Consider the following 20075-nt stretch of genomic DNA (forward strand, 5'->3'; position numbering starts at 1 on the left):
CAAGCTGACCACCGCCGACAGAGTCCTGGCCACCGTGCTCTACTTGCGCAAACTCGGCACCCGAGACCTGCTCGCCCAGCTCTTCGGAGTCAACGCCAGCACCCTCACCAGGGCCGTTCGCCAGGTTCAGCCCCTCCTGGCCGAGAACGGCTACACCATCCCACTCTCGACTGCCAGGTTCCGAACGCCCGCTGACGTCACGGCGTTCCTCGCGAACAACAGCCCCACGGAGATCAAATCAGCATGTTGATTCTCTGCGAGCCCTTAGAGCGAGTCCCAGTAATTACGCAGCCACTCGCCGTCCGGCGCGGCCCCGAGAGCCTTTCCCGCGCTCCGGGCGTCCGGTACGACATGGAGCTCGCCCCAGCGCACCGGCCAGGCCAGACGCTGATCCACTGTCCAGGCGAGAATCTCGTCCAACGACTCCGTCCCCCGACCGTCCGGAGCGATCACCACCCCCTCCTCGAACACCGCGCACCATGTCTTGTCATCCGGTGCGAAGTGCTTCCTCGCGAAAAACCAGTAGTTGTCACCCAACGGCTTCGGGACCCGCGGTTTGTGCAGAAAGGTGAAGTCGCCGAGGACCTCGCCGGATCCGGCCCGGAGGAACCGCAGGGTGGTGGGGCTCATCGCGACCAGGACATCGTCGGCGCCCCACAGCAGCACACCGGTCTCGGACGGGACGTCCAGGGTGCGCAGCCGCCGTGGCTCGTCCCCGTCCAGCGACCACACCTCTATCCGACCGTCGGCCGTGAGCCAGGCGCCCGCTTCGCCGGACGGGGCCCAGGCCCAGGAATCGGCGTAGACCATGCCTTCTTCCACCGGCGATACGTCGAGGCGGTAGCGGAACCGGTCCTCGTCATAGATGAGGACACCTGGCTGTGTCCTGGAGGCGTTGCCCTTGCCCACCAGGGCCGCCAGCCGCGGCACATCGCCTCGCATGCCCCATTGCAGCGCCGATACGCCTTGGCGCCCGGTCCCCTTCCCGTCCGGCTTGCCGGTCACCGCGTCGAGGAAGCACAGCCCCTTGTCGTAGTGCACCAGCAGCCGGTCATCCGGGCTCCACGCGGCGAGCTCGCCGATCCCGGCCAGCCAGCTCACCTGCCCGGACGAGACGTCGATGACGAATGCCTCCGCCTGGCCCCTGCTCTCACCCTGCGCCTGCAGCCGGGTGCCGTCCCGCGACCAGCGGACCCAGCCGTCGGCCTGGAGCGTGACGTCGTCATGCGCGTCCATCTCCTCGGTCCGCAGATCCTCCCGGAGCCTTTCGGCCAGCAGGAACGGGTGTGCGGGCGTGGCGTTACGGGACGTCCAGTTCAGCTCGCCGCTGTCCATGGGGACGATGCAGCCGCCCACCTCGCACGGAGACCCGGAATTCACGAAGACCCGTCTCCCGTCAGGCGCCAGCGCCCAGGGCACCGGCCGATTCGCGCCGTCCGTGATCAGGCACTCGGCGAGGGTGACAGAACCGAGGAAGGGGCTGAACGGATCGAAGACACCGACGTGGTTGGTGTTGTATGCGAAGCCGATGCGGCGGCCGTCGGCCGACCATTGGATGCTGCGCTCGTAGCCGGGCCGGCCGATGCCGCCCTCAATACCGATGACATTGACGCAGCGTCCGGTGACCACTTCCCAGATCTGCAAGGTGCCGCCGTAGTCGTCGCCGGTCAAGGTGCCGGTGGCCAGATAGCGGCCGCAGGGGCTGAGCGCGTAGTCGTTGATCTCCACCTGATGGCCGTACGGATGGTGAAGGAGTGCGTGCTCCCTCTCGCGGACCTCTCGCGTGGCGGCGCGGTGCTCCTCGGTGATGCCCTGCTCGCGCTCCAGCTTCAGCAGCCGCGCCCGCAGGGCCACCAGATCCGAAACCGCCCCGGCCTGAGGCTCGCCGTGGTCGGAGTCGTCCTCATCGCCGAGCAGGGCCCGTAGCGCCTTGTCGTCGAATATCGGGATGTTGCGCCTCCGTGCCTCCTGGAGCTTCCTTCCCTCGTTGTAGTGGGGGCTGTCCACGAACACCAGATCCGTCCGGCTGGTCACCGAACCCGTCACCCGGGCACCCAGCTCCTCCAGCCGTCGCTGCGCCTCGTCCTGGCGCAAGCCGTCGAAGAGCCGATGAGCACGATCGTCTTCCCTCGTACGTCCATGCTGCTGACCGTAACCGCAGCCACTGACAACGGCCTTCCCGTGCGTTCAACAGCCAATACAGGGAGGTAAGTTGACGAGATGGGCTTCGACGCCTTGGAGGACGTCCTCGGGAAGAGCCGGTGAGCGGTGAGCGGTCAGCGGTACGCGGTCCGGCTGTCCCCGCAGGCCGCGAAGGTGTCGGCTCAGCATCATCTGTTTCGCCAACCGCCTCCACCGGCACATATCCGTCCTGGACATTGTCCGGCTCGGGTGGCCACCCCGTGCGACAACGCCCCGTCCCCGTCCCCGTCATTGCAGTTGCCGGGGACGGGGTCCTGTCGCAATCACCTTCTCTGGTCAGCCCGGCGCCCGGATTGGCCCGGCTCGGGTTGGCCCGGCTCTGGTCAGACCGGTGATCCGAACGAAGCCGCCTGGATCAGCGTCTTCAGCGCGGCCGCTAGATCAGGGTCTTCAGCGCGGCCGCGTCGTACGGCTTCAGCTCCTCGGACCGGTCCGCCAGGACCTTCGCCGCCCACTCCGGGTCCTGGAGCAGGGCGCGGCCGACGGCGACCAGGTCGAACTCGTCGCGCTCCAGGCGGTCGAGGAGGTTGTCGATGCTGCCGACCCCGGCACCCTCGCCCGCGAACGCGCGGATGAAGTCGCCGTCGAGGCCGACCGAGCCGACGGTGATGGTGGGCCTGCCGGTGAGCTTCTTGGTCCAGCCCGCCAGGTTCAGGTCCGAGCCCTCGAACTCCGGGAGCCAGTAGCGGCGGGTGGAGGCGTGGAAGGCGTCGACGCCGGCCGCGGCGAGCGGGGCCAGGATCGCCTCCAGCTCCTCCGGGGTCTCGGCGAGCCTCGCGTCGTAGGCCTCCTGCTTCCACTGCGAATAGCGGAAGATCACCGGGAAGTCGGGCGAGACGGTCGCGCGGACCGCGGCCACGATCTCGGCCGCGAACTTCGTACGGGCCACGGGGTCGCCGCCGTAGGCGTCGGGACGGCGGTTCGTCCCCGCCCACAGGAACTGGTCGAGGAGGTAGCCGTGGGCGCCGTGCAGTTCGACGCCGTCGAAGCCGATGCGCTCGGCGGCCGCAGCGGCCTCGGCGAAGGCGCCGATGACGTCGTCCAGGTCGCGCTGGGTCATCGCCTTGCCGGTGCCCTCGGTGCCGTCGACGCGGATCCCGGAAGGGCCGACGGCGGGGGCGTCGGCGTAGGGCGGGTCGCCCTGCTTGCGCACCATGCCGATGTGCCACAGCTGCGGCACGATCGTGCCGCCCGCCGCATGAACGGCGTCGGCGACCTTCGCCCACCCCGCCAGCTGCTCCTCACCGTGGAACCGCGGCACACGGTCACTCTGCCCGGCCGACTCGTGGCCGACGTAGGTCCCCTCGGTGACGATCAGGCCCACACCCGCGGCGGCGCGACGGGCGTAGTACGACCGCACGTCCTCACCGGGGACGCCGCCCGGGGAGAACATGCGCGTCATCGGCGCCATCACGATGCGGTTCGGGACGGTCAGGCCGTTCAGCGCGACGGGCCGGGACAGGATCGCGGCCGCGCGGGAGGCGGGGGACGCAGTGACGGTCACAGGGTGCTCCTCGTAGGTACCAAGCGGTATGTGCACATGCATTGAATGCGTGTGGGTGCCAACCGTCCCTGCGGCCGCGGCATTCCGTCCGTCCGGCGAGCCGCCCTGTGATCCCGGACACGCGCCCGGAGCCGGGGGTGATCAGTGCTCCGGTAGTCGGGCGGAGCGCCGAAGGGTGTTGCGGGCGCTGCTGTCCAGAGCCGATGCGAGTCCGCGCGGTTGTCGGCTCGGCCTCGGCGGCTGTCAGGGGGAGACGGCGGGAAGGGCTTGGCTCAGCAGGCGCTGGAAGGAGCGCCGGTCCTCCTCTCCGAGGCTTTCCAGCCCCGTGAGGTTGGACATCAGCTCGGAGCGGATCCGCCGGACGGTCTCCTCGCCCTCATCGGTCAGCATCACCATCTTGACCCGCCGGTCAGAAGGGTCGGCCTCGCGGTGCACCAGGCCACGCGCCTCCAGGCGGTCGACGATGCCGGTGACGTTCGAGGCGTCGCAGGCCAGCAGGTCGGCGAGGGTCCTCATGGGCATCGGCCTCCGCAGCAGTCCGAGCATCTTGCCCTGCATCAGGGTGAGATCGCGTTCCGCCGCCACGACTGCGAAGTTCCGGTAGTAGAGGGCCGCGGCCTGCGCGAGCTGGTCCATCAGCTGCACGGGCGTGGGCGCGGGAGCCGGAGCCGGAGCCGTCGGCGGTGAGAGCGGTGGCGGTGAGGCCGGTGGCGGTGCGGGTGGCTTTGGGTGCGTCATGGCTCCAGCCTAGGCGAGACTACTTGACTTGCTCAACCATTGAGGTTTACCGTCACATCATTGCTTGAAGACTTCAATCATGTAGGGCTTCAATCTTCTGGGGGGGGTGATGGGGCCGAGCAAGAACACCGGCCGCTCGCCGCCTCCCTCCCGGTCACCGCCGACGAGCCATGTCAGTAGGCGGCCGAGGCCGTCCCGCCAAGGTCTGACGCCCTGGATCCACCCCGCACCACGCCCGGATCCACCCCGCACCACGTCACCACACATCGCCACACGTCGTTCAGGAGCACCACCATGCCCTCCGCGCTCTTCGTCGTCACCGGAGCCGACCACTGGACCCTCGCCGACGGCACCCCGCACCCGACCGGCTACTGGGCCGAGGAGCTCGCCGAGCCGCACCGGATCTTCCGCGAGGCGGGCTACGAGATCACCATCGCCACCCCCGGCGGTGTCCCCGCCCCCGTCGACCAGGGCAGCCTGACCGCGGCGGCCAACGGTGGCACGGAGCCCGCCGCCATCAGCGCGTACCTCGACGCGATCCGCGACGGACTCGACGCTCCGGCCAAGCTGGAGGACGTCGACCCCGACATCTACGACCTGGTCTTCTACCCCGGCGGCCATGGCCCGATGGAGGATCTCGTGGTCAGCGAGGCCTCCGGCCGGATCCTCACCCGCACGCTCGACTCGGGTAAGCCGCTGGGTGTGCTCTGCCACGCCCCCGCCGCACTCCTCGCCGCCCGCCGCGAGGATGGCAGCTGGCCTTTCGCCGGCTACCGGATGACGTCCTTCACCAACGCGGAGGAAGCCGCCGTCGGCCTCGCCGCCAAGGCCTCGTGGCTGGTCCAGGACCGCCTGGTCGAGCTCGGCGCCGACTTCGTCGAGGCCGCCCCCTTCACCCCGCACACCGTGACGGACCGCAACCTGTACACCGGTCAGAACCCACGCTCCTCCGCGGCCCTGGCCCACACGCTCGTCGACGCACTCTCCGCCGACCCCGCGACGGTAGTGGCACGACTGCGCGCCACCTTCGACACCGGCCGCACCAAGCCACACGCCTGGCGCATCGGCCGGCTGAGTGCCCTGCGCGCGCTGCTCACCGAGCAGGCCGACGTCCTCCTCGCCGCTCTGCACGCGGACCTCGGCAAGGGCCCCGCCGAGGCGTACCGGACCGAGATCGGCTTCACCCTCAACGAGCTCGACCACACGGTGGAGCACCTGGAAGAGTGGCTACGGCCGAAGCCGACCGCGGTTCCCGACACTTTCCTGCCGGCCGAGGCCCGGGTGGTCCGCGATCCGCTCGGCGTCGTGCTGATCATCGCTCCGTGGAACTACCCGCTCCAGCTGGCGCTCGCCCCGCTGGTGGGTGCCCTCGCGGCCGGTAACACCGCCGTGGTCAAGCCCAGCGAACTGGCCCCGGCCACCTCGGCGGCGCTGGCCCGCCTGCTGCCCCGCTACCTTGGCCGGGACGCCGTCGCCGTCATCGAGGGCGCCGTCGCCGAGACCACCGCCCTGTTGGAGCAGCGTTTCGACCACATCTTCTACACAGGCAACGGCACGGTCGGACGGATCGTCATGACGGCCGCGGCCAGGCACCTCACACCCGTCACCCTCGAACTCGGCGGCAAGAGCCCGGTCGTGGTCGAGCCGGGTGTCGACCTGGCCGCCACTGCGCAGCGGATCGTCCGGGGCAAGTTCCTCAACGCCGGCCAGACCTGCGTCGCCCCCGACTACATCCTCGCCATCGGCGACACCGCCGTCGAACTCGAAGCACAGCTGGCGCTCGCAGTCCGCGCAGCGTACGGCGACGACCCGGCGGCCGACCCTGAGTACGGACGGATCGTCAACGAGCGGCATTTCGACCGGCTCACCGCCCTGCTCGGCTCCGGACGCGTCGTCACCGGCGGCGACCATGACCGTGCGAGTCGCTACCTCGCCCCCACCGTGCTCGCTGAGATCTCCCCCGACGCCCCCGTGATGCAGGCGGAGATCTTCGGCCCGATCCTGCCGATCATCACCGTGCCCGACCTCGATGGTGCGATCGCCTTCGTCAACGAACGCGACAAGCCGCTCGCGCTGTATGCCTTCACCAGCTCGGAGCGCACCAAGCAGCGGCTGACGGAGGAAACCTCCTCCGGCGCCCTCGCCTTCGGCCTGCCCGTTTCCCACCTGGCCGTGCCCGAGCTGCCGTTCGGCGGAGTCGGGGAGAGTGGCATGGGCCGCTACCACGGTGAGTACTCCATCGACACGTTCAGCCACACCAAGGCAATCCTCGACAAGCCAGTGACAAGCCAGTGACAAGCCACTGACAGGCCGCTGACAAGCCAGTGACAAGCCGCTGAACCGACCGCCCACCGGCCAACCCGCCCAAAGGAACGACACCATGACCACCTGGCACCCCATCGACCACCGCGCAGCCGTGGCGGCCGAGACCACCAGGTTCACCGCCGTGCTCGCCGGGGCCGACCTGGCAACCCCTGTGCCCACCTGCCCCGACTGGACGCTGGCCGACCTGGTCAAGCACACCGGCAGCGTGCAGCGCTGGTTCTCGGCCCTGCTGCACGCACGTATCCAGGAACCCCCGCGCAGCCGCGAGGTAGACCTTCGGCTCCCGCCGAGGACAGATGCCTACCCCGGCTGGCTGGACGAGAGCGCGACCGTGGCCGCCGACGCGTTCGCAGCCACTGACCCGGACCTGCCGATGTGGGCGTGGGGCGCCGACCAGCATGCCCGCTTCTGGGCGCGCAGGATGCTGTTCGAGACCTTGGTGCACCGGGCCGACGCGGAGCTGACCCTCGGACTCCGGCCCGCGATCGACCGCGCGCTGGCGGTCGACGGGATCGACGAGTTCCTCGTCAACCTGCCCTTCGCCACCTTCTTCGCACCCAAGGTGGCCAACCTGCGCGGGGCCGGAAAGACCATCCGCTTCCGCACCACCGACGGGAACGCCGACTGGCTCGTCAGCCTGCGCCCCGACGGCTTCGGGATCGACCAAGCCGGCGCAACAGCAGACACCACCGCGGACGCGACCGTCCAGGCCACCGCAGCCGACCTCCTGCTGCTCCTCTACGGCCGTCGGCCCCACAACACCGAGGCCGTCGAGCACGAGGGCGACCAGGACCTGCTGTTGCACTGGTTCGCCAACTCCGCCTTCTGAGTCCAGGAGGGGAGTCGCTGGGGCAGCCGACGGCGATCCGGTGTCCGTGGTGGCAGGTCGGCGCGGGCATCCGCGGTGGCGAGGGCACGTTTTCTCCACGGCCGTCGAGAGGTTTTGCAGGAGGCGCCAGCGATTGGCCACCTCCAGCGCGCGCCAAAGGGCCGACTGCCTGATGGCCTTGGTGAAGGCCATCAGGCAGTCACGGCATACGATCTCGGCGCCGGGGCGCTCGTCGAGCCGGGCGGCAACCGAGCCGGTTTCGCGATCAGGCAGGACATCCACGGGCCTGGAGGTCAGGCGGACGACCAATCCCCGCCCGCCGACGGGTAACCCGGATATGTGACGCCAATACCGGCTGCGAACCCCGGGTTGCAGGATGCTCGGACTGTGGACATCTGCCCGGCGGGCCGCATCCCGCCATCGAGCACCAAGCGTCCATCGATGGCGACGACTCGCCGCAACTTGAGATTCAAGCCCGGCACGAGGACATCCTCAAGTGTCCCCACCTGTATGGCAGGCTGACGCCCCGACGGCACGCTGCTGTAGTCAACCGTCAGGTGCCGTCGGCGTGGCGCGTCCTTGGTTCATGACGGCCGCCCGCCGAACTGCCAGTCGTGGACCTCGATGTCGGCGTACCGGTCCGGGGTCAGGACGGCACGTGCCGTGTCCGGGTCCGAGGCCCGGACCAGCGCCGCCGTACCCAGCCACGTGGCGTCGTCGTCGGACAGCAGCGGCCCGTACGCGATCAGCTCGTCCCGGTCGGGCGGTACGACGAGGTCGGCGGCCTGCCCCGAGCTGAGGCCGAGCACCAGGTACCGGTTGCCGCCGGTAGGGCCACCAGGGAAATCCCACATGGTGCGCCCCAGCATGTTGCGCCACCTGCGCAGCAGCACGTCCCGGTACACGCCGGCCCGGTAGTTGGGCTCGTCGAAGGCGAACGCGCGGGCGGTAGCGGGATCTGGTAGGTCGACGATGTGCACGCTGCCGGTGGGTGTATCGCCGTCGCCGGCGAGGGTCGGGCCGCGAGCGATCATCTCCGCCGCGTACCCGTCCATGTAGGACCAGTGGTCTTCCAGCAGCTCGTTACGCAACTTGACGGAGCCGGGCCGATCGCGGTGGTAACAGAAGAACTCCATGCCTGCAGACTCCTCAACATTCACGGTCTGGTTACCGGACGTATCCTCCCAGACAGCCGACGAACGACAGGAGGGGCGGTAGGAGGAGCGGCAGCCAGGAGCGCTAGAGGAGCGGCCGTCCCGCGGTGAGTGTCTCCGCCTCCAGGCTGATCCGGCACCCGTCCCCAGGCTGATCCGGCACCCGTCGGCAGAGGGAAGTCGCTCGTCCGCCGGAGCGACGCGGGGGGTGCCTGGGACCGGGAAGCTGTCGGAGGAAGAAGCCGACCCGGCAAGGAGCAACGATGACGACCTCAACCACCGTTCGGCCTTTGGTTCTGCCGCCGGCCCGCTGGGCGGTGTGGGCGGCCTGGGCCGCTCCGCTGGGAGTCCTGCCGTCCGCCGTCTGGCGCACCACGGTCGGGATCGGTGACGGTCACACACTCGCGGAAACCGTGTACATGCTGGTGTTGAGCTTCCTGACGGTGGGACTGGCGTTTCTCACCGTCGGCCTGGTCCAGAGCTGGGGCCAGACCTTCCCGCGCTGGATTCCCCGCGCTGCCGGGCGTCCGGTGCCGGCCCGTGCCGTCACGTGGATCGCGCAGGTTGGCGGCGTACTTCTCGTCCTCATCACCATGTACGGAGTGCTCAACAACGTCTTCGGATTCGTCGCCAAGGGCCCAACGCTCATCGGCCCGGAGAAGGAGTATGAACAGCCCGAGGTCTGGGTGAACTACCTGTACCTGCCTGCTGCAGCCTGGGGATTCCTCGTCCTCGCCGTCGCCAGGGACTACGCCCGACGGATGACGGGCAGGGTGACTGGCCCGCCGGCGGATCCGCTTCGCTCGAACGCGGCGAACAAGGGCTGAGCTTGTCGTCTATGAACGTCAAGCTTGAAGGTTGTCTCGTAACTGTTGGGGCTGGTGTGCGTTGGTTGGGTTGTGCAGCTGACCGCTGACAGCTGAACGACGTGACGTGATCGAGGTGTTCACCGGGCTGGCGCCGAGCCGGTGCGCAATTCGGTGTCCTGGCTTTCTGTCGAACCGCGTGTTGCCGACCGTCCGATAGGGCCCGACGGCGCTCGCGATCGCCGATCCGGACAGGGAACTGGGGAATTCACATGCGCGCCAACCGCATCATGGCCAACCTTCGGGTCGCTGACGTCGACGCGGCGAAGAGCTTCTACACCGACTACCTCGGGCTGAGTACCGAGGAGTTCAACATGGGGTGGGTGGCCCGCTACACTTCCCCCGAAACCGGGGCGAACATCCAACTCGTCACGCGTGATGCCACCGCATCCGAGGACTCGGTCGTCTCCGTGCACACGGACGACGTTGACTCCGCCTACGCGGAGGCGCAGGAACTGGGCTTCGAAATCGTACGCCCGCTGACGACGGAGGCCTGGGGCGTGCGCCGCTTCCTCGTCCGGGCACCGGACGGCAACGTCGTCAACATCGTGAACCACCGGGACTGAGCCCTTGCCGGAGACGGGGGGCGGCCACCCGCTACGAACGCACTCGCCCTGACCGTCAGTGGCGGCGTTGCGCTGAAGGCAATCGTCACTTGGCAGAGTGAGGGTTTTCCAACTTCACAGTGAGGTGTGGTGAAGGACGAGGACGACCTTCACGAGCGCGGAGATGCGGCTGGTGCTGCAGCGGAGTTTCCGTAGTAGTCGCTCCCTTAAGGGTGCCAGACCCGGTGGAAGTCGGGGGCAGATCCCCCCGGGGACGGATGCCTCGGGTGCTGCATCCAGGCGAGATTGGCGGTATGCGAATCCATACAGCCATGACCACCGCGGTGGCTCTTGCTCTGTGCCTGACCATCGGGGCAGGGACCGCTGCCTCGGCCGCCACCCCCTCCGCTTCACCCTCCTCAACTGCTCCTAAGGGCGTGCGGTTTGAGTTGCCGGAGCCGACGGGGCGGCAGCCGGTCGGGAGCGTCGAACTCCATCTCGTCGACCACGACCGGCGCGATCCCTGGGTCGTCGATAGGGACCGGGAGTTGATGGTCAGCGTCTGGTATCCGGCACGTTCGGCGAGCGGGTACCCACGCCGGCCGTACATGCCGCCCGGCGTCGCGCGCTCCGTGGACGAATCCGGCTCGTTCGGGCTTGCCCGGCCCGGCGAGGTGGACTGGGCCGCCATCCGGACGGACGCGGCCTGGGCGGCTCCGGCCGACAACCACGGCAACCGGCCGATCGTGCTGTACTCGCCGGGCCTGCAGATCTCCCGGACGCTCGGTACCTCGACGGCGGTGGAACTGGCGAGCCGCGGCTACGTCGTCGTCACCATGGACCATACGTATGAGGCTCCCGCGGTGGAATTCCCCAACGGTCGGATCGAGCTGCAGGAGCCGATGTCCGGAGTCGAGGGGCTTAAGAAGGCGGTGGACACCCGGGTGCGCGACACCCGCTTCGTCCTTGACCAGCTCGCTGTGCTGCAGGACGGCCGAAACCCGGATGCCGAGGGGCGCCGCCTGCCCAAGGGTCTGGGCAAGGCGCTCGACCTGGACCGGATCGGAATGTACGGTCACTCGGGCGGAGGCGCCACCGCGGCCGAGGCCATGCGCGTGGACCGCCGTATCGATGCGGGCATCAACATGGACGGCACGCTCCAGTACAGCAGCAGCGAATTCCTTCCCGTGGCCCAAGAAGGGCTGGACCGTCCGTTCATGCTCATGGGCAAGGCGAGCCAGACACACCTGAACAAGCCGTCCTGGCAGTCGTTCTGGGACCACTCGACCGGCTGGAAGCGCGACCTGAGCCTGGAGCGGGGCAGCCACTTCAGCTACACAGATGCTCAGTCGTTCGTGCCTGCGCTGGACGAGCACCTGGACATCCCGGCAGAGACCCGCGAGCAGTACATCGGCACCGTGGACCCCGAGCGCAGCACCGCAGCCCAGCGGGCCTATGTCACCGCGTTCTTCGACCAGCACCTGCGAGGTCGGCCGCAACATCTGCTGGACGGGCCTTCCCCGTCCTACCCGGAGGTGAGCTTCGTGCGATGAGTATGGTGGCGGCGCGACACCGTGCCGCCGCCTACAGGCTATGAGCCTTCGACCTGATGAACCGTCAGGCCGCCGTCCTGACGGCGGGTTGGGTTGTGCGAGATGACGAAGCTCCTGGTAGGTGAGGTTGCCGACCAGGACCAACCGTCTGCCAGGAGCTTCGCGTGCTTGCCTACCTTTCCCCAAGCTCTCGGCTTCGCTCGGGCAGGGGAGACCCCATTCGATCGATCTGGCCAACGCGCATCTGCGTCACCTCGCACGGAAGTTGGCAGCGCGTCGCCGAGGGATCGGTTCGCGATGGCGACGCTGTCGCTGGGGCGCCAGGCTTTGCTCTACGCCGTTTACCGCACCGCTCTCCCACCCGCGTATGGGTCACCGAGCGGTCGGCGAGTCACCGTCGCAGATCACGCCCGCACGACAGGCGTCCCGATAAGAGTCCTCGTAAGCTCGCTCCCCGGCATCTTTGAAGCAGAGCATGATCCCGCAGAGGGCGATGAACATCACGGCCTGACTGATAGCGACCGCGCGTACGCGCCGGATCGAGGCCACGACCGTGGCAACCAGGGCGAAGCTTGGCACGATCAAGGCCCTCGTCAGGTAGTAGTCCGGCCGCTCGCCATGGTGTTGCGGGTCCCACGACCAGTAGGTCGAAGCCCAGTACAGGATGATCCAGGCAAGGACTGCCAGCTCGATGACTGCCAGGACCACCGCCACGCCTCTACCGGTGCGTTGAGCGTTCGCGTTCACCAAGTGACCATCACCCGGGCCGACACGCGGTGTCATGAGTACCCGTACTCAAACCGCCCGCGGCATATCTCCCAACTTCAGCATGTCTGGCGCCGACCATTGGCCGGCGACGGCGTGGGACAGCAAGGACGAGGTGCCCCTCGAAGAACGCCTCCTGCGAAGCGAACCAGTTCATGGGATTCGCGGGCATTCCCCGCGCGCTCAAGAGCCCGCTGCAGAGTGTTCGACGAGCTGGCCGCGTTCGAAGCGTGCCCCGGCGCGGACACGAGCGACGAGGTGGGGTGCGTTCACGGCTCGTCGGCGGGCCTGGGCGGACTCGACGATCTTGAAGACGATGACGAGGGCGGCGGCCGCGCTGCCGGCGCCTCGGGTGCCCTGGGTCAGCAGCCGGACGGTGGCGACGGTCGACTCGATCGGGTTCGTGGTGCGCAGGTGGATCCAGTGCTCGGCGGGAAAGTCGTAGAACGCCAGCGTCTCGTCGACGTCGTCGGTGATCTTCTTCACCGTCTTGGGAACTTCGCCCCTGCGATGTTCTGAGGAAAGCGGTATCGGGAGATGGGACGTCAGCCTGGTTCAGCGCGTCGCGGCAATGAGTACGCCCAATGCCTGGGGGAGGGACAGCAGCCATCCGCGGGGCGAGGCCAACCGGCCGCCGCCGTGCCGTGCGGCTGTGGCAGGTGTAGAGAGGAGGTATGTACCTCGGGCGGCGCCTTGTCGATCTTCGCCGGTCAATGCGTGCGCGTGACGCGATGGTGGCCATCCCGCTCGCGTGGATGGCTGCGGTCGTCGTCATCGACGTCCTGGCGCCGCCGGGCATCCACCTCGGTCCGTTGCTGGTCGCCGCCCCCGCTGTCACCATTGCGTTCGGCGGCCCCTGGCTGGCCGGACTCGTCTCCGCTCTCGCCGTTGCGGCTCAGGTGATCATCGCGGTGTTGCGCGACCGCGACGAGCTGATCTCGGCGAACCACTGGGCGCAGATCGTCGCTCTCATCATCGTCGGATTGAGTGTCGTGATCTTCTGCGTGCTGAGGGAGCGCCGCGCCAGAGAGCTGAACCAGGTCCGGTACGTGTCGGAGACCGCCCAGCGGGTCGTTCTGCGTCCGCTGCCCAAGTACATCGGACCGCTGCGCGTCGCCTCCCTCTACCTCGCTGCCGAGGCCGAGGCCAAGATCGGGGGCGATCTGTATGCGGCCGTGCGCACCGATTCCGGTACCCGGCTGCTCGTCGGTGACGTGCGCGGCAGAGGCATGACCTCCGTCGGTGACGCAGCCCTGCTGCTCGGCGCGTTCCGCGCCGCGGCTCACCGCCAGGCGACCCTCGCCGAACTGGCGGCGTATCTCGACGGAAGCGTCTGCTGGAATCTGACCGAACCTGATGAGACAGAGCAGGCCGGGGAGACCTTCATCACCGCCGCGCTCTTCGACATCCCCGACGAGGGCAACAAGGTGAACATGATCGACTGCGGGCATCCACCGCCGATCGTGGTACGAAACGGCCGCGTCTCAACGATCGACGCATACCAGCCCGCACCTCCTCTGGGCCTGGGCGAACTGGTGCACACGAACCACCACGTCGACACGTTCGACTTCGGTGTCGGAGACCTCCTGCTGCTCTACACCGACGGCGTCATCGAGGCCCGCGATTCCACCGGCGCCTTCTATCCGCTCGCCCAGCGGATACAAGCCTGGCCCGAGCGTCACCCCGACGCCTTCCTGCACCGACTCCGGCACGATCTCCTCGACCACGTCGGCGGACGGCTGGACGACGACGCTGCCATGATCTCAATCGAGCGCCTTCCCACGTGATCAGCAGCAGGCGCCGCTATCACCGGCGTGGTCGGCACTGCCATGGCCCCGTCAGTGGCCTCACCGGCGACAACACGCCTTCGCGCCTTCACGCCTTTCACCTGCTCAGTGCGTCCCCAGCCTGGTCGTCGGTGCGGTCGGGCCCGCGCTGATGGCCGTGCTCGATTCGCCTTCCGCGTGGCGGGCGGCCCGGCGATGGGACGCCCCGGTGACGCACCCAAGATGACGCTGCTGCCCTCCTGCCCTCCTGCCCTCCTGCCCTCCTGCCTTCCTGCCCTCCGCCGCCAGCCGGTAGAGGTCGGCGACCCAACCGGACAGGCACTGGCGGCGGTGCCAGAGGCCAAGCACTGGTGCCGTCTTCACCACCCGGGACCCTGTCTGTGAGCACATCCACGGCGTCGGATACGGCGTTCTGGCACCGCACTTCGTGCGCCGTAGCCCCTGCGCCTCACCTTTCCCGACCCACCCCCGCCATCACTGGCAGCGGCGTACCGTGACATCAACGACGCCCTGGAGGAGCCATGAGCGCCCAGCCTGAGTACACGCCCGCACCGCCGCCGGCACCCGCCCCAAGTGCCGCCGCACAGCTGCTCGTGCGGATCCGTGCCGACCGCCGCGCCGACACCTGGGTGCCGGCCTTCGAGCGGGACTGGGCCAAGGCGCTGGAGGACTCCCGCCACAGCTACAGCCTCACCCCGCTGCACGACGTCGTGCGCGTCTGGCAGGCCCGCCTCGCCGCCGCTCCGGCAGTGGACACGTTCATCGCCTCCGGAATGGACGACTCCGACGGCATCGCCCTGGAGGACGCGCTCGGGGCTCGCCCGTGAGCGACGCGGCCTGGCAGGCCCGGCTGTCGCCCAAGGCCTTGGCTGCGCTCGATGGCCTGCCCGAGCACGCCCGCGAGATGCTCCGCGACGTCCTGGACATCGCTTCGCGTGACCCGTGGAGCTTCCCGGCCTTCGACAGCCGCGATCCCGAGGGCGAGGACGTGCGCGCGGCCTCGGTCGGACGGCTGACCGCCGTCTACTGGATCAACCGGCCCGCCGACCGCCTGTACGTCATCGACATCGTCTGGCTCGGCTGACCCGCCCCGACACGACGAACCCGTCCCTGCCGTGCAGCTTGCCGGGACGGGGCGTTTCGCACAGCTGGCGGCGACGTGGCGCCGGACGTCGCGTTCGGTGCGGTCGACGGTCACTGACCAGCGGAACTTGGTGCCTCCAGCCGGAGAGTTGGATGCACTGGGCAGTCGGAGAGTTGGATGCACTGGGCGTCGGCGGCCGGGATCATCGGCTCCGTAGAGCACATCTGGTGTCCGCAGCAGAGCCCGAGGACATCCCGGCTGGGGCCGGCGCGCAATGGCCCCCGACAGGATTGCAGCCAGCAGGAGTTGACGGCCTTCAAGGTGATGAACTCGGACCGGCCCCGTCGACGGTGCCTTCTGCGGACAACGTCTGGCTGATGAAGCCGCTCTGACCCGCATAATCGCGACCAACATGGCGTGCTGCTCGCGCTCCGGCCAGGCCTCAAAGGTGGAACGCTTGGCGGGAGCCGCGCCCGCTCAGCCCGCCGCGAGCGCCTCTTCGGCGGCCTTCAGCTCCTCCTCCGGGTTCATCGTGAAGCTCGTGGGCGACGTGAGCGGGTTTCCCCCGGGCACGGTTAACGCCCTGTTCGTGGCTTTCGGTGCTGCGTGTCTGGCCGGGGTGGGCATCACCGGGGCGCTGCTGGACCGCTTTCCGCAGGCCGCCCTGACCGCCGCCGTCGCCACGCAGGCGGTGGGCATGCTCGGCCTGTACGCGGCCGGCACCGATCCGGTGGCGGCGGTGGTGTTCCTGGTACTGATGGGTGGTGCACTCGGGCCGGTGTTCATGACCACCCAGAACGAGATGCTGCATTGCGCACCGGGCCGCACGGATATCGCACTCGCGGCGAACTCCGGTTCGTACAACGCCGGTATCGCGGCGGGCGCCGCCCTCGGGGGACTGGTCCTGCCGCTCGCCGACGTACGAGGCACCTTCCTCGCCGGCGGGCTGCTGACCGTCGGGGCCTGCGCGGTGCTACTCGGCGGGCGACTGCTGCCTGGGAAGTGTCGTGAGAACACCTACTCAGCTCGGGCGGCGAGGTAGTCAGCCCCGTCAAGGAACAGCGGTTGCCGACGATTTCCGGAGGCAGTCGGTGATCAACCGGCTCCTGAATGCCGAGGAGAAATGACGGCACTGCCGTGGCCGTGAACGCGGGACGGCCAGCCGCCCGTCAGGACGGCTGGCCGTCGAGGTAGGGTGCCGGTGAGAAGCGTGACATGAGCCCCCAACGAGCGTGTCTGCTCTGGGAGTTGCTCTTCGGTTGGCGGCCGAAGTCTCATCCGCGCTCGCGGAGGTACGCCTCCAGCTCGGCGGCCCCGGTCAGCATCGCGCGCCCGCGGGCGGACAGCCGACCGCGCCAGTCGCACAGTGCGGCTTCCAGCGGTTCCAGCCCGCCGGCCGCCCGCACCTGGGTGAGCAGCGGGGCGATCTGCTCCAACAGGTAGCCGCCCCGCCTGAGTTGGTGGGCCAGCCGGGCGTCCCGCACGTCGGCCTCGTCGTAGACGCGGTATCCGGTCCGCGGGTCTCGGCGCGGGCGCACCAGCCCGGCGCGCTCCCATTTGCGCAGCGTCGCGGGCCGGATACCGAGCTTCCCTGCCAGCGGCCCGATGAACGTGCCGCCGGGCTCGGACATCGCGGCCGGCCCGGACCCCACACCGGGCTCGGACGCCGTGGTGGGCTCCAGGTCGCGGAGGGCGCTCTCCACGGCCTGGAGGGTCCGGCGGTCGTCGAGGAGCTGGGCGTGGCTCTCATCGATGAGGCGGAACGCCTCCTCGGCCGCGCCCTCGTTCACCGCCCGCATGATCGACGTCGCCGTCTGGTGGCCGTGGCCGGGCACCAGGGCAAGAAACGCGCGCAGGGCTCCCACGTGCAGCGAGGTATAGGTGCGGTGGCCGTGGGGTGTGCGACCGGCGGCCGGAAGGATGCCGGCCTCCTCGTAGTTCCTGATCGCCTGCGTGGACAGACCGTGCCTGCGCGCCAGGTCAATCGGCCTCAGCCGCTCACCGCTTTGAAGGTTTCGTTCCATGAGCCTGCCGATATCGCGGGAAAGTTTCCACCGAAGGTTCAACGATACCGTTGAAGGCATGGCTACTGACATCAAGGACACCGCCCATACCGTCGAAGCCGCCGCCGTCATGAGGTTGCTCCCGGCCCGGCCGCGGCTGCTCGCCCTGGGCGAGCCCACCCACGGCGAGGACACTCTCCTCGACCTGCGCAACGAGCTCTTCCGGCAGCTCGTCGAGCAGGAGGGCTACCGGACGATCGCGATCGAGAGCGACTGCATGATGGGCCTCGTCGTGGACGACTACGTCACCTCGGGCACGGGCACCCTCGACGAGGTCATGAAGCGCGGATTCAGCCACGGGTTCGGCGCGTCCGCGGCCAACCGTGAACTCGTGCGCTGGATGCGCGCCTACAACGACGGCCGGCCCGCGTCCGAGCGGCTCCGCTTCGCCGGTTTCGACGGCCCGCTGGAGATCACCGGCGCCGCGAGCCCCCGGCAGGCCCTCACCGCACTCCACAGCTACCTCGCAGCCCGGGTGGACACGGACCTGCTCCCCTGCACCGCGGAAACGCTCGACCGCCTGCTCGGCGCCGACGACCGGTGGACCAATCCCGCCGCGATGATGGACCCGGCCCGGTCCGTGGGGCAGTCGGCCGAGGCCAAGGAACTGCGGCTGCTCGCCGACGATCTCGTGGCGCTGCTCGACGCGCAGACGCCGCAGCTGATCACGGCGACCTCGCGGGACGACTGGGACCGGGCACGCATGTACGGGCGCACCACCACCGGCCTGCTGCGCTACCACTTCTGGATGGCCGACACCTCACCGAGCCGCATGACGTGGCTGGTGAGCCTCCGGGGCCAGATGATGGCCGACAACCTCCTCGCCGTCGCCGAACGGGGCCCGGCACTGGTCCACGCCCACAACGGCCATCTCCAGCGGGACAAGAGCACGATGCGGATGGGCGACCTGCCGCTGGAGTGGTGGAGCGCCGGCGCGCTCGTGAGTGCCCATCTGGGCGAGGAGTACGCCTTCCTGGCCACGGCCCTGGGCACGATCCGGCACCAGGGAGTGGACACCCCGCCCCCGAACACAGTCGAAGGACTCCTGTACGCGCTCCCGGAGGACCGCTACGTCGTCGACGCCCCCCGGCTGGCCGCCGCCCTCGGCGACACGCGGCCCGCCCCCCGCGTGTCCCCCTACTACGGCTACTCCCCACTTGACCCGGCCCACCTGGCCGGAAACGACGGGATCGTGTTCATCAAGGACGTCCCGCAGAGCTAGCGTTTCGTCGCGCAGCACGGGAGCGCTGGCTCACTGTTGCGTGCCCGCCGGGGCAGGGTCTTGTCGAGGTGTCGGTAGATGGTGGGGCGGCTGACGCCGAATTCGTCGGCTGGCGTGCGCCGATGGCCGGGAGACGCAGGTCACATTCGTCCATGTCACAGGGGGTCGGGCCATCTCGTCTCAGGGGGTGTAGCCACTGACGACCACAAAGGAGCACACCATGGACGCGCGACTGAACTACTTCGCCAGCCCGACCGCCGGCAAGGCCCTCAAGTACTTCATGTCTACGGGCAAGGCGCTCAAGGACTCGACGCTGCCTGCCGCGACGCAGGAGCTGGTGGCGCTTCGGGTGAGTCAGATCAACGGCTGTGCCGTCTGCATCGACATGCACACCAAGGAGGGCGCTGCTGCCGGCGAGACCGCGGTGCGGCTGAACTTGGTGGCGGCGTGGCGGGAGGCCACGGTCTTCACCGAGGCTGAGCGTGCCGCGCTGGAGTTGGCAGAGGAGGGGACCCGGGTCGCGGATGCGGCTGGTGGGGTCAGCGACGAGGTGTGGGCGTATGCCGCCAAGCACTACGACGAGGAGCAGCTCACAGCCCTGGTGCTCCTGGTCTCGTTCATGAACATGGTGAACCGGCTGAACATCATCACCCAGCAGCCCGCCGGCGACTACGAGCCCGGGCAGTTCCACTGAACGGCATCAGCTGAACGGCATCAGCGACTGGCTCGGGGTCCGGCTGCGGGCTCCGGGCCCCGGACTCGGGGGCGTTACTCTGGCCCGCCGGCGGTCCGGATGATCACCAGAAGGTGCCTGCGCCGGCGAGTACGGCAGGGTGGGAAGACTTCAGGGGGAGGGGATTCGGCGTGAGCAAGGTCGAGGAGTTCGAGGAGCTGCGGCCGCTGCTGTTTTCGATTGCCTATCGGATTCTGGGCAGTGTGGGTGAGGCCGAGGACGCGGTGCAGGAGACATGGCTGCGCTTCGACGGCTCGGCGACCCGACCAACGTCGACCAAGGCATTTCTGTCGGCCGCGGTGACGCGGATCTCGATCGATGTGCTGCGTTCTGCGCGGGTGCGGCGGGAGGAGTACGTCGGCCCGTGGTTTCCCGAGCCGCTGCTCGCCGACCCTTATGAGGATCCGGCGCGGTCGGTGGAGTTGGCCGACTCGGTGTCGATGGCGGCGTTGCTGCTGCTTGAGCGGCTCAGCCCGCTGGAGCGGGCGGTGTTTGTGCTGCGGGAGGTGTTCGGCTTCGGGTTCGGCGAGGTCGCGGCGTCGGTGGGGCGGTCGGAGGCGGCGTGCCGGCAGCTGCTGGTGCGGGCGCGGCGGCATATGGAGGCCGGGCGGCCGCGCTTCGAAGCAGTCCGCAAAGAGCGGGAGGAACTGGCGTCGAGGTTCTTCGACGCCCTCCGCGAAGGCGACGTCGCCGGCCTGCAGGAAC

The 20075-nt window shown here is 68.9% G+C and carries 19 protein-coding genes and 2 pseudogenes; 14 read left to right on the forward strand and 7 right to left on the reverse strand.

Annotated features, from left to right (window positions below):
- The coding region (locus AB0I10_RS35470) for a transposase family protein (RefSeq protein ID WP_363156839.1) at positions 1–250 on the forward strand (250 nt) is incomplete at its 5' end.
- Positions 251–264: 14 nt separating this feature from the next.
- On the opposite strand, the gene AB0I10_RS35475 is transcribed toward AB0I10_RS35470, so the two are convergent.
- From AB0I10_RS35475 to AB0I10_RS35485, 3 genes are all read right to left on the reverse strand, one after another.
- On the reverse strand, positions 265–2094 hold the full coding sequence (locus AB0I10_RS35475; RefSeq protein WP_363156840.1) for a BRCT domain-containing protein: 1830 nt from the start codon (positions 2092–2094) through the stop codon (positions 265–267).
- Between the two features lie 484 nt (positions 2095–2578).
- Positions 2579–3706: an NADH:flavin oxidoreductase gene (locus AB0I10_RS35480; protein WP_363156841.1), complete on the reverse strand. Its 1128-nt coding sequence runs from the start codon at positions 3704–3706 to the stop codon at positions 2579–2581.
- A gap of 243 nt (positions 3707–3949) precedes the next feature.
- Positions 3950–4444: a MarR family transcriptional regulator gene (locus AB0I10_RS35485; RefSeq protein ID WP_363156842.1), complete on the reverse strand. Its 495-nt coding sequence runs from the start codon at positions 4442–4444 to the stop codon at positions 3950–3952.
- Positions 4445–4738: 294 nt separating this feature from the next.
- Between AB0I10_RS35485 and AB0I10_RS35490 the strand changes: the two are divergent.
- The 3 genes and pseudogenes from AB0I10_RS35490 to AB0I10_RS35500 all read left to right on the forward strand — a co-directional run.
- A pseudogene (locus AB0I10_RS35490) lies at positions 4739–5428 on the forward strand (type 1 glutamine amidotransferase domain-containing protein); the annotation flags it as partial.
- Positions 5402–6739: an aldehyde dehydrogenase family protein gene (locus AB0I10_RS35495; RefSeq protein ID WP_363156857.1), complete on the forward strand. Its 1338-nt coding sequence runs from the start codon at positions 5402–5404 to the stop codon at positions 6737–6739. The pseudogene AB0I10_RS35490 and the gene AB0I10_RS35495, both read left to right, overlap by 27 nt.
- 85 nt (positions 6740–6824) lie before the next feature.
- A complete protein-coding gene (locus AB0I10_RS35500; RefSeq protein WP_363156843.1) occupies positions 6825–7598 on the forward strand; it encodes a maleylpyruvate isomerase family mycothiol-dependent enzyme in 774 nt (257 codons plus the stop codon).
- 584 nt (positions 7599–8182) lie between these two features.
- On the opposite strand, the gene AB0I10_RS35505 is transcribed toward AB0I10_RS35500, so the two are convergent.
- Complete coding sequence (locus AB0I10_RS35505) at positions 8183–8734, reverse strand: YciI family protein (protein ID WP_363156844.1); 552 nt, start codon at positions 8732–8734, stop codon at positions 8183–8185.
- A gap of 281 nt (positions 8735–9015) precedes the next feature.
- On the opposite strand from AB0I10_RS35505, the gene AB0I10_RS35510 reads away from it, so the two are divergent.
- The 3 genes from AB0I10_RS35510 (at position 9016) to AB0I10_RS35520 (ending at position 11716) form a co-directional block, all read left to right on the forward strand.
- Positions 9016–9579 (forward strand): hypothetical protein, encoded by a 564-nt coding sequence (locus AB0I10_RS35510; protein WP_363156845.1) that lies wholly within the window; start codon positions 9016–9018, stop codon positions 9577–9579.
- Between the two features lie 251 nt (positions 9580–9830).
- A complete protein-coding gene (locus AB0I10_RS35515; protein WP_363156846.1) occupies positions 9831–10184 on the forward strand; it encodes a glyoxalase superfamily protein in 354 nt (117 codons plus the stop codon).
- A 416-nt stretch (positions 10185–10600) separates the two neighbouring features.
- A complete protein-coding gene (locus AB0I10_RS35520) occupies positions 10601–11716 on the forward strand; it encodes a lipase (RefSeq protein ID WP_363156847.1) in 1116 nt (371 codons plus the stop codon).
- A 372-nt stretch (positions 11717–12088) separates the two neighbouring features.
- Here AB0I10_RS35520 and AB0I10_RS35525 read toward each other — a convergent pair whose 3' ends face one another.
- Both AB0I10_RS35525 and AB0I10_RS35530 read right to left on the reverse strand, forming a co-directional pair.
- Entirely contained in the window at positions 12089–12463 is a 375-nt protein-coding gene (locus AB0I10_RS35525; protein ID WP_363156848.1) for a DUF6234 family protein, read from the reverse strand.
- A gap of 201 nt (positions 12464–12664) precedes the next feature.
- Positions 12665–12982 (reverse strand): annotated as a pseudogene (locus AB0I10_RS35530) (transposase); the annotation flags it as partial.
- 212 nt (positions 12983–13194) lie between these two features.
- Between AB0I10_RS35530 and AB0I10_RS35535 the strand changes: the two are divergent.
- The 4 genes from AB0I10_RS35535 (at position 13195) to AB0I10_RS35550 (ending at position 16394) form a co-directional block, all read left to right on the forward strand.
- Positions 13195–14268 carry a PP2C family protein-serine/threonine phosphatase gene (locus AB0I10_RS35535; protein ID WP_363156849.1) on the forward strand — a complete coding sequence of 358 codons (1074 nt, stop codon included), beginning with the start codon at positions 13195–13197 and terminating at the stop codon, positions 14266–14268.
- Positions 14269–14789: 521 nt separating this feature from the next.
- On the forward strand, positions 14790–15095 hold the full coding sequence (locus tag AB0I10_RS35540) for a DUF6247 family protein (protein ID WP_363156850.1): 306 nt from the start codon (positions 14790–14792) through the stop codon (positions 15093–15095).
- Positions 15092–15352, forward strand: a complete 261-nt coding sequence (locus AB0I10_RS35545; protein ID WP_363156851.1) for a hypothetical protein — start codon at positions 15092–15094, stop codon at positions 15350–15352. Before AB0I10_RS35540 ends, AB0I10_RS35545 begins: the two co-directional genes overlap by 4 nt.
- Before the next feature lie 457 nt (positions 15353–15809).
- On the forward strand, positions 15810–16394 hold the full coding sequence (locus AB0I10_RS35550) for an MFS transporter (protein ID WP_363156852.1): 585 nt from the start codon (positions 15810–15812) through the stop codon (positions 16392–16394).
- 232 nt (positions 16395–16626) lie between these two features.
- Here AB0I10_RS35550 and AB0I10_RS35555 read toward each other — a convergent pair whose 3' ends face one another.
- Positions 16627–17376 (reverse strand): TioE family transcriptional regulator, encoded by a 750-nt coding sequence (locus AB0I10_RS35555; protein WP_363156853.1) that lies wholly within the window; start codon positions 17374–17376, stop codon positions 16627–16629.
- 58 nt (positions 17377–17434) lie between these two features.
- Between AB0I10_RS35555 and AB0I10_RS35560 the strand changes: the two genes are divergently transcribed.
- From AB0I10_RS35560 to AB0I10_RS35570, 3 genes are all read left to right on the forward strand, one after another.
- Complete coding sequence (locus AB0I10_RS35560; RefSeq protein WP_363156854.1) at positions 17435–18637, forward strand: erythromycin esterase family protein; 1203 nt, start codon at positions 17435–17437, stop codon at positions 18635–18637.
- Between the two features lie 220 nt (positions 18638–18857).
- Entirely contained in the window at positions 18858–19331 is a 474-nt protein-coding gene (locus AB0I10_RS35565; RefSeq protein ID WP_363156855.1) for a carboxymuconolactone decarboxylase family protein, read from the forward strand.
- Positions 19332–19501: 170 nt separating this feature from the next.
- The coding region (locus AB0I10_RS35570) for a sigma-70 family RNA polymerase sigma factor (RefSeq protein WP_363156856.1) at positions 19502–20075 on the forward strand (574 nt) is incomplete at its 3' end.

The sequence above is a fragment of the Streptomyces sp. NPDC050636 genome (assembly GCF_040654775.1).
Lineage (GTDB): Bacteria > Actinomycetota > Actinomycetes > Streptomycetales > Streptomycetaceae > Streptomyces.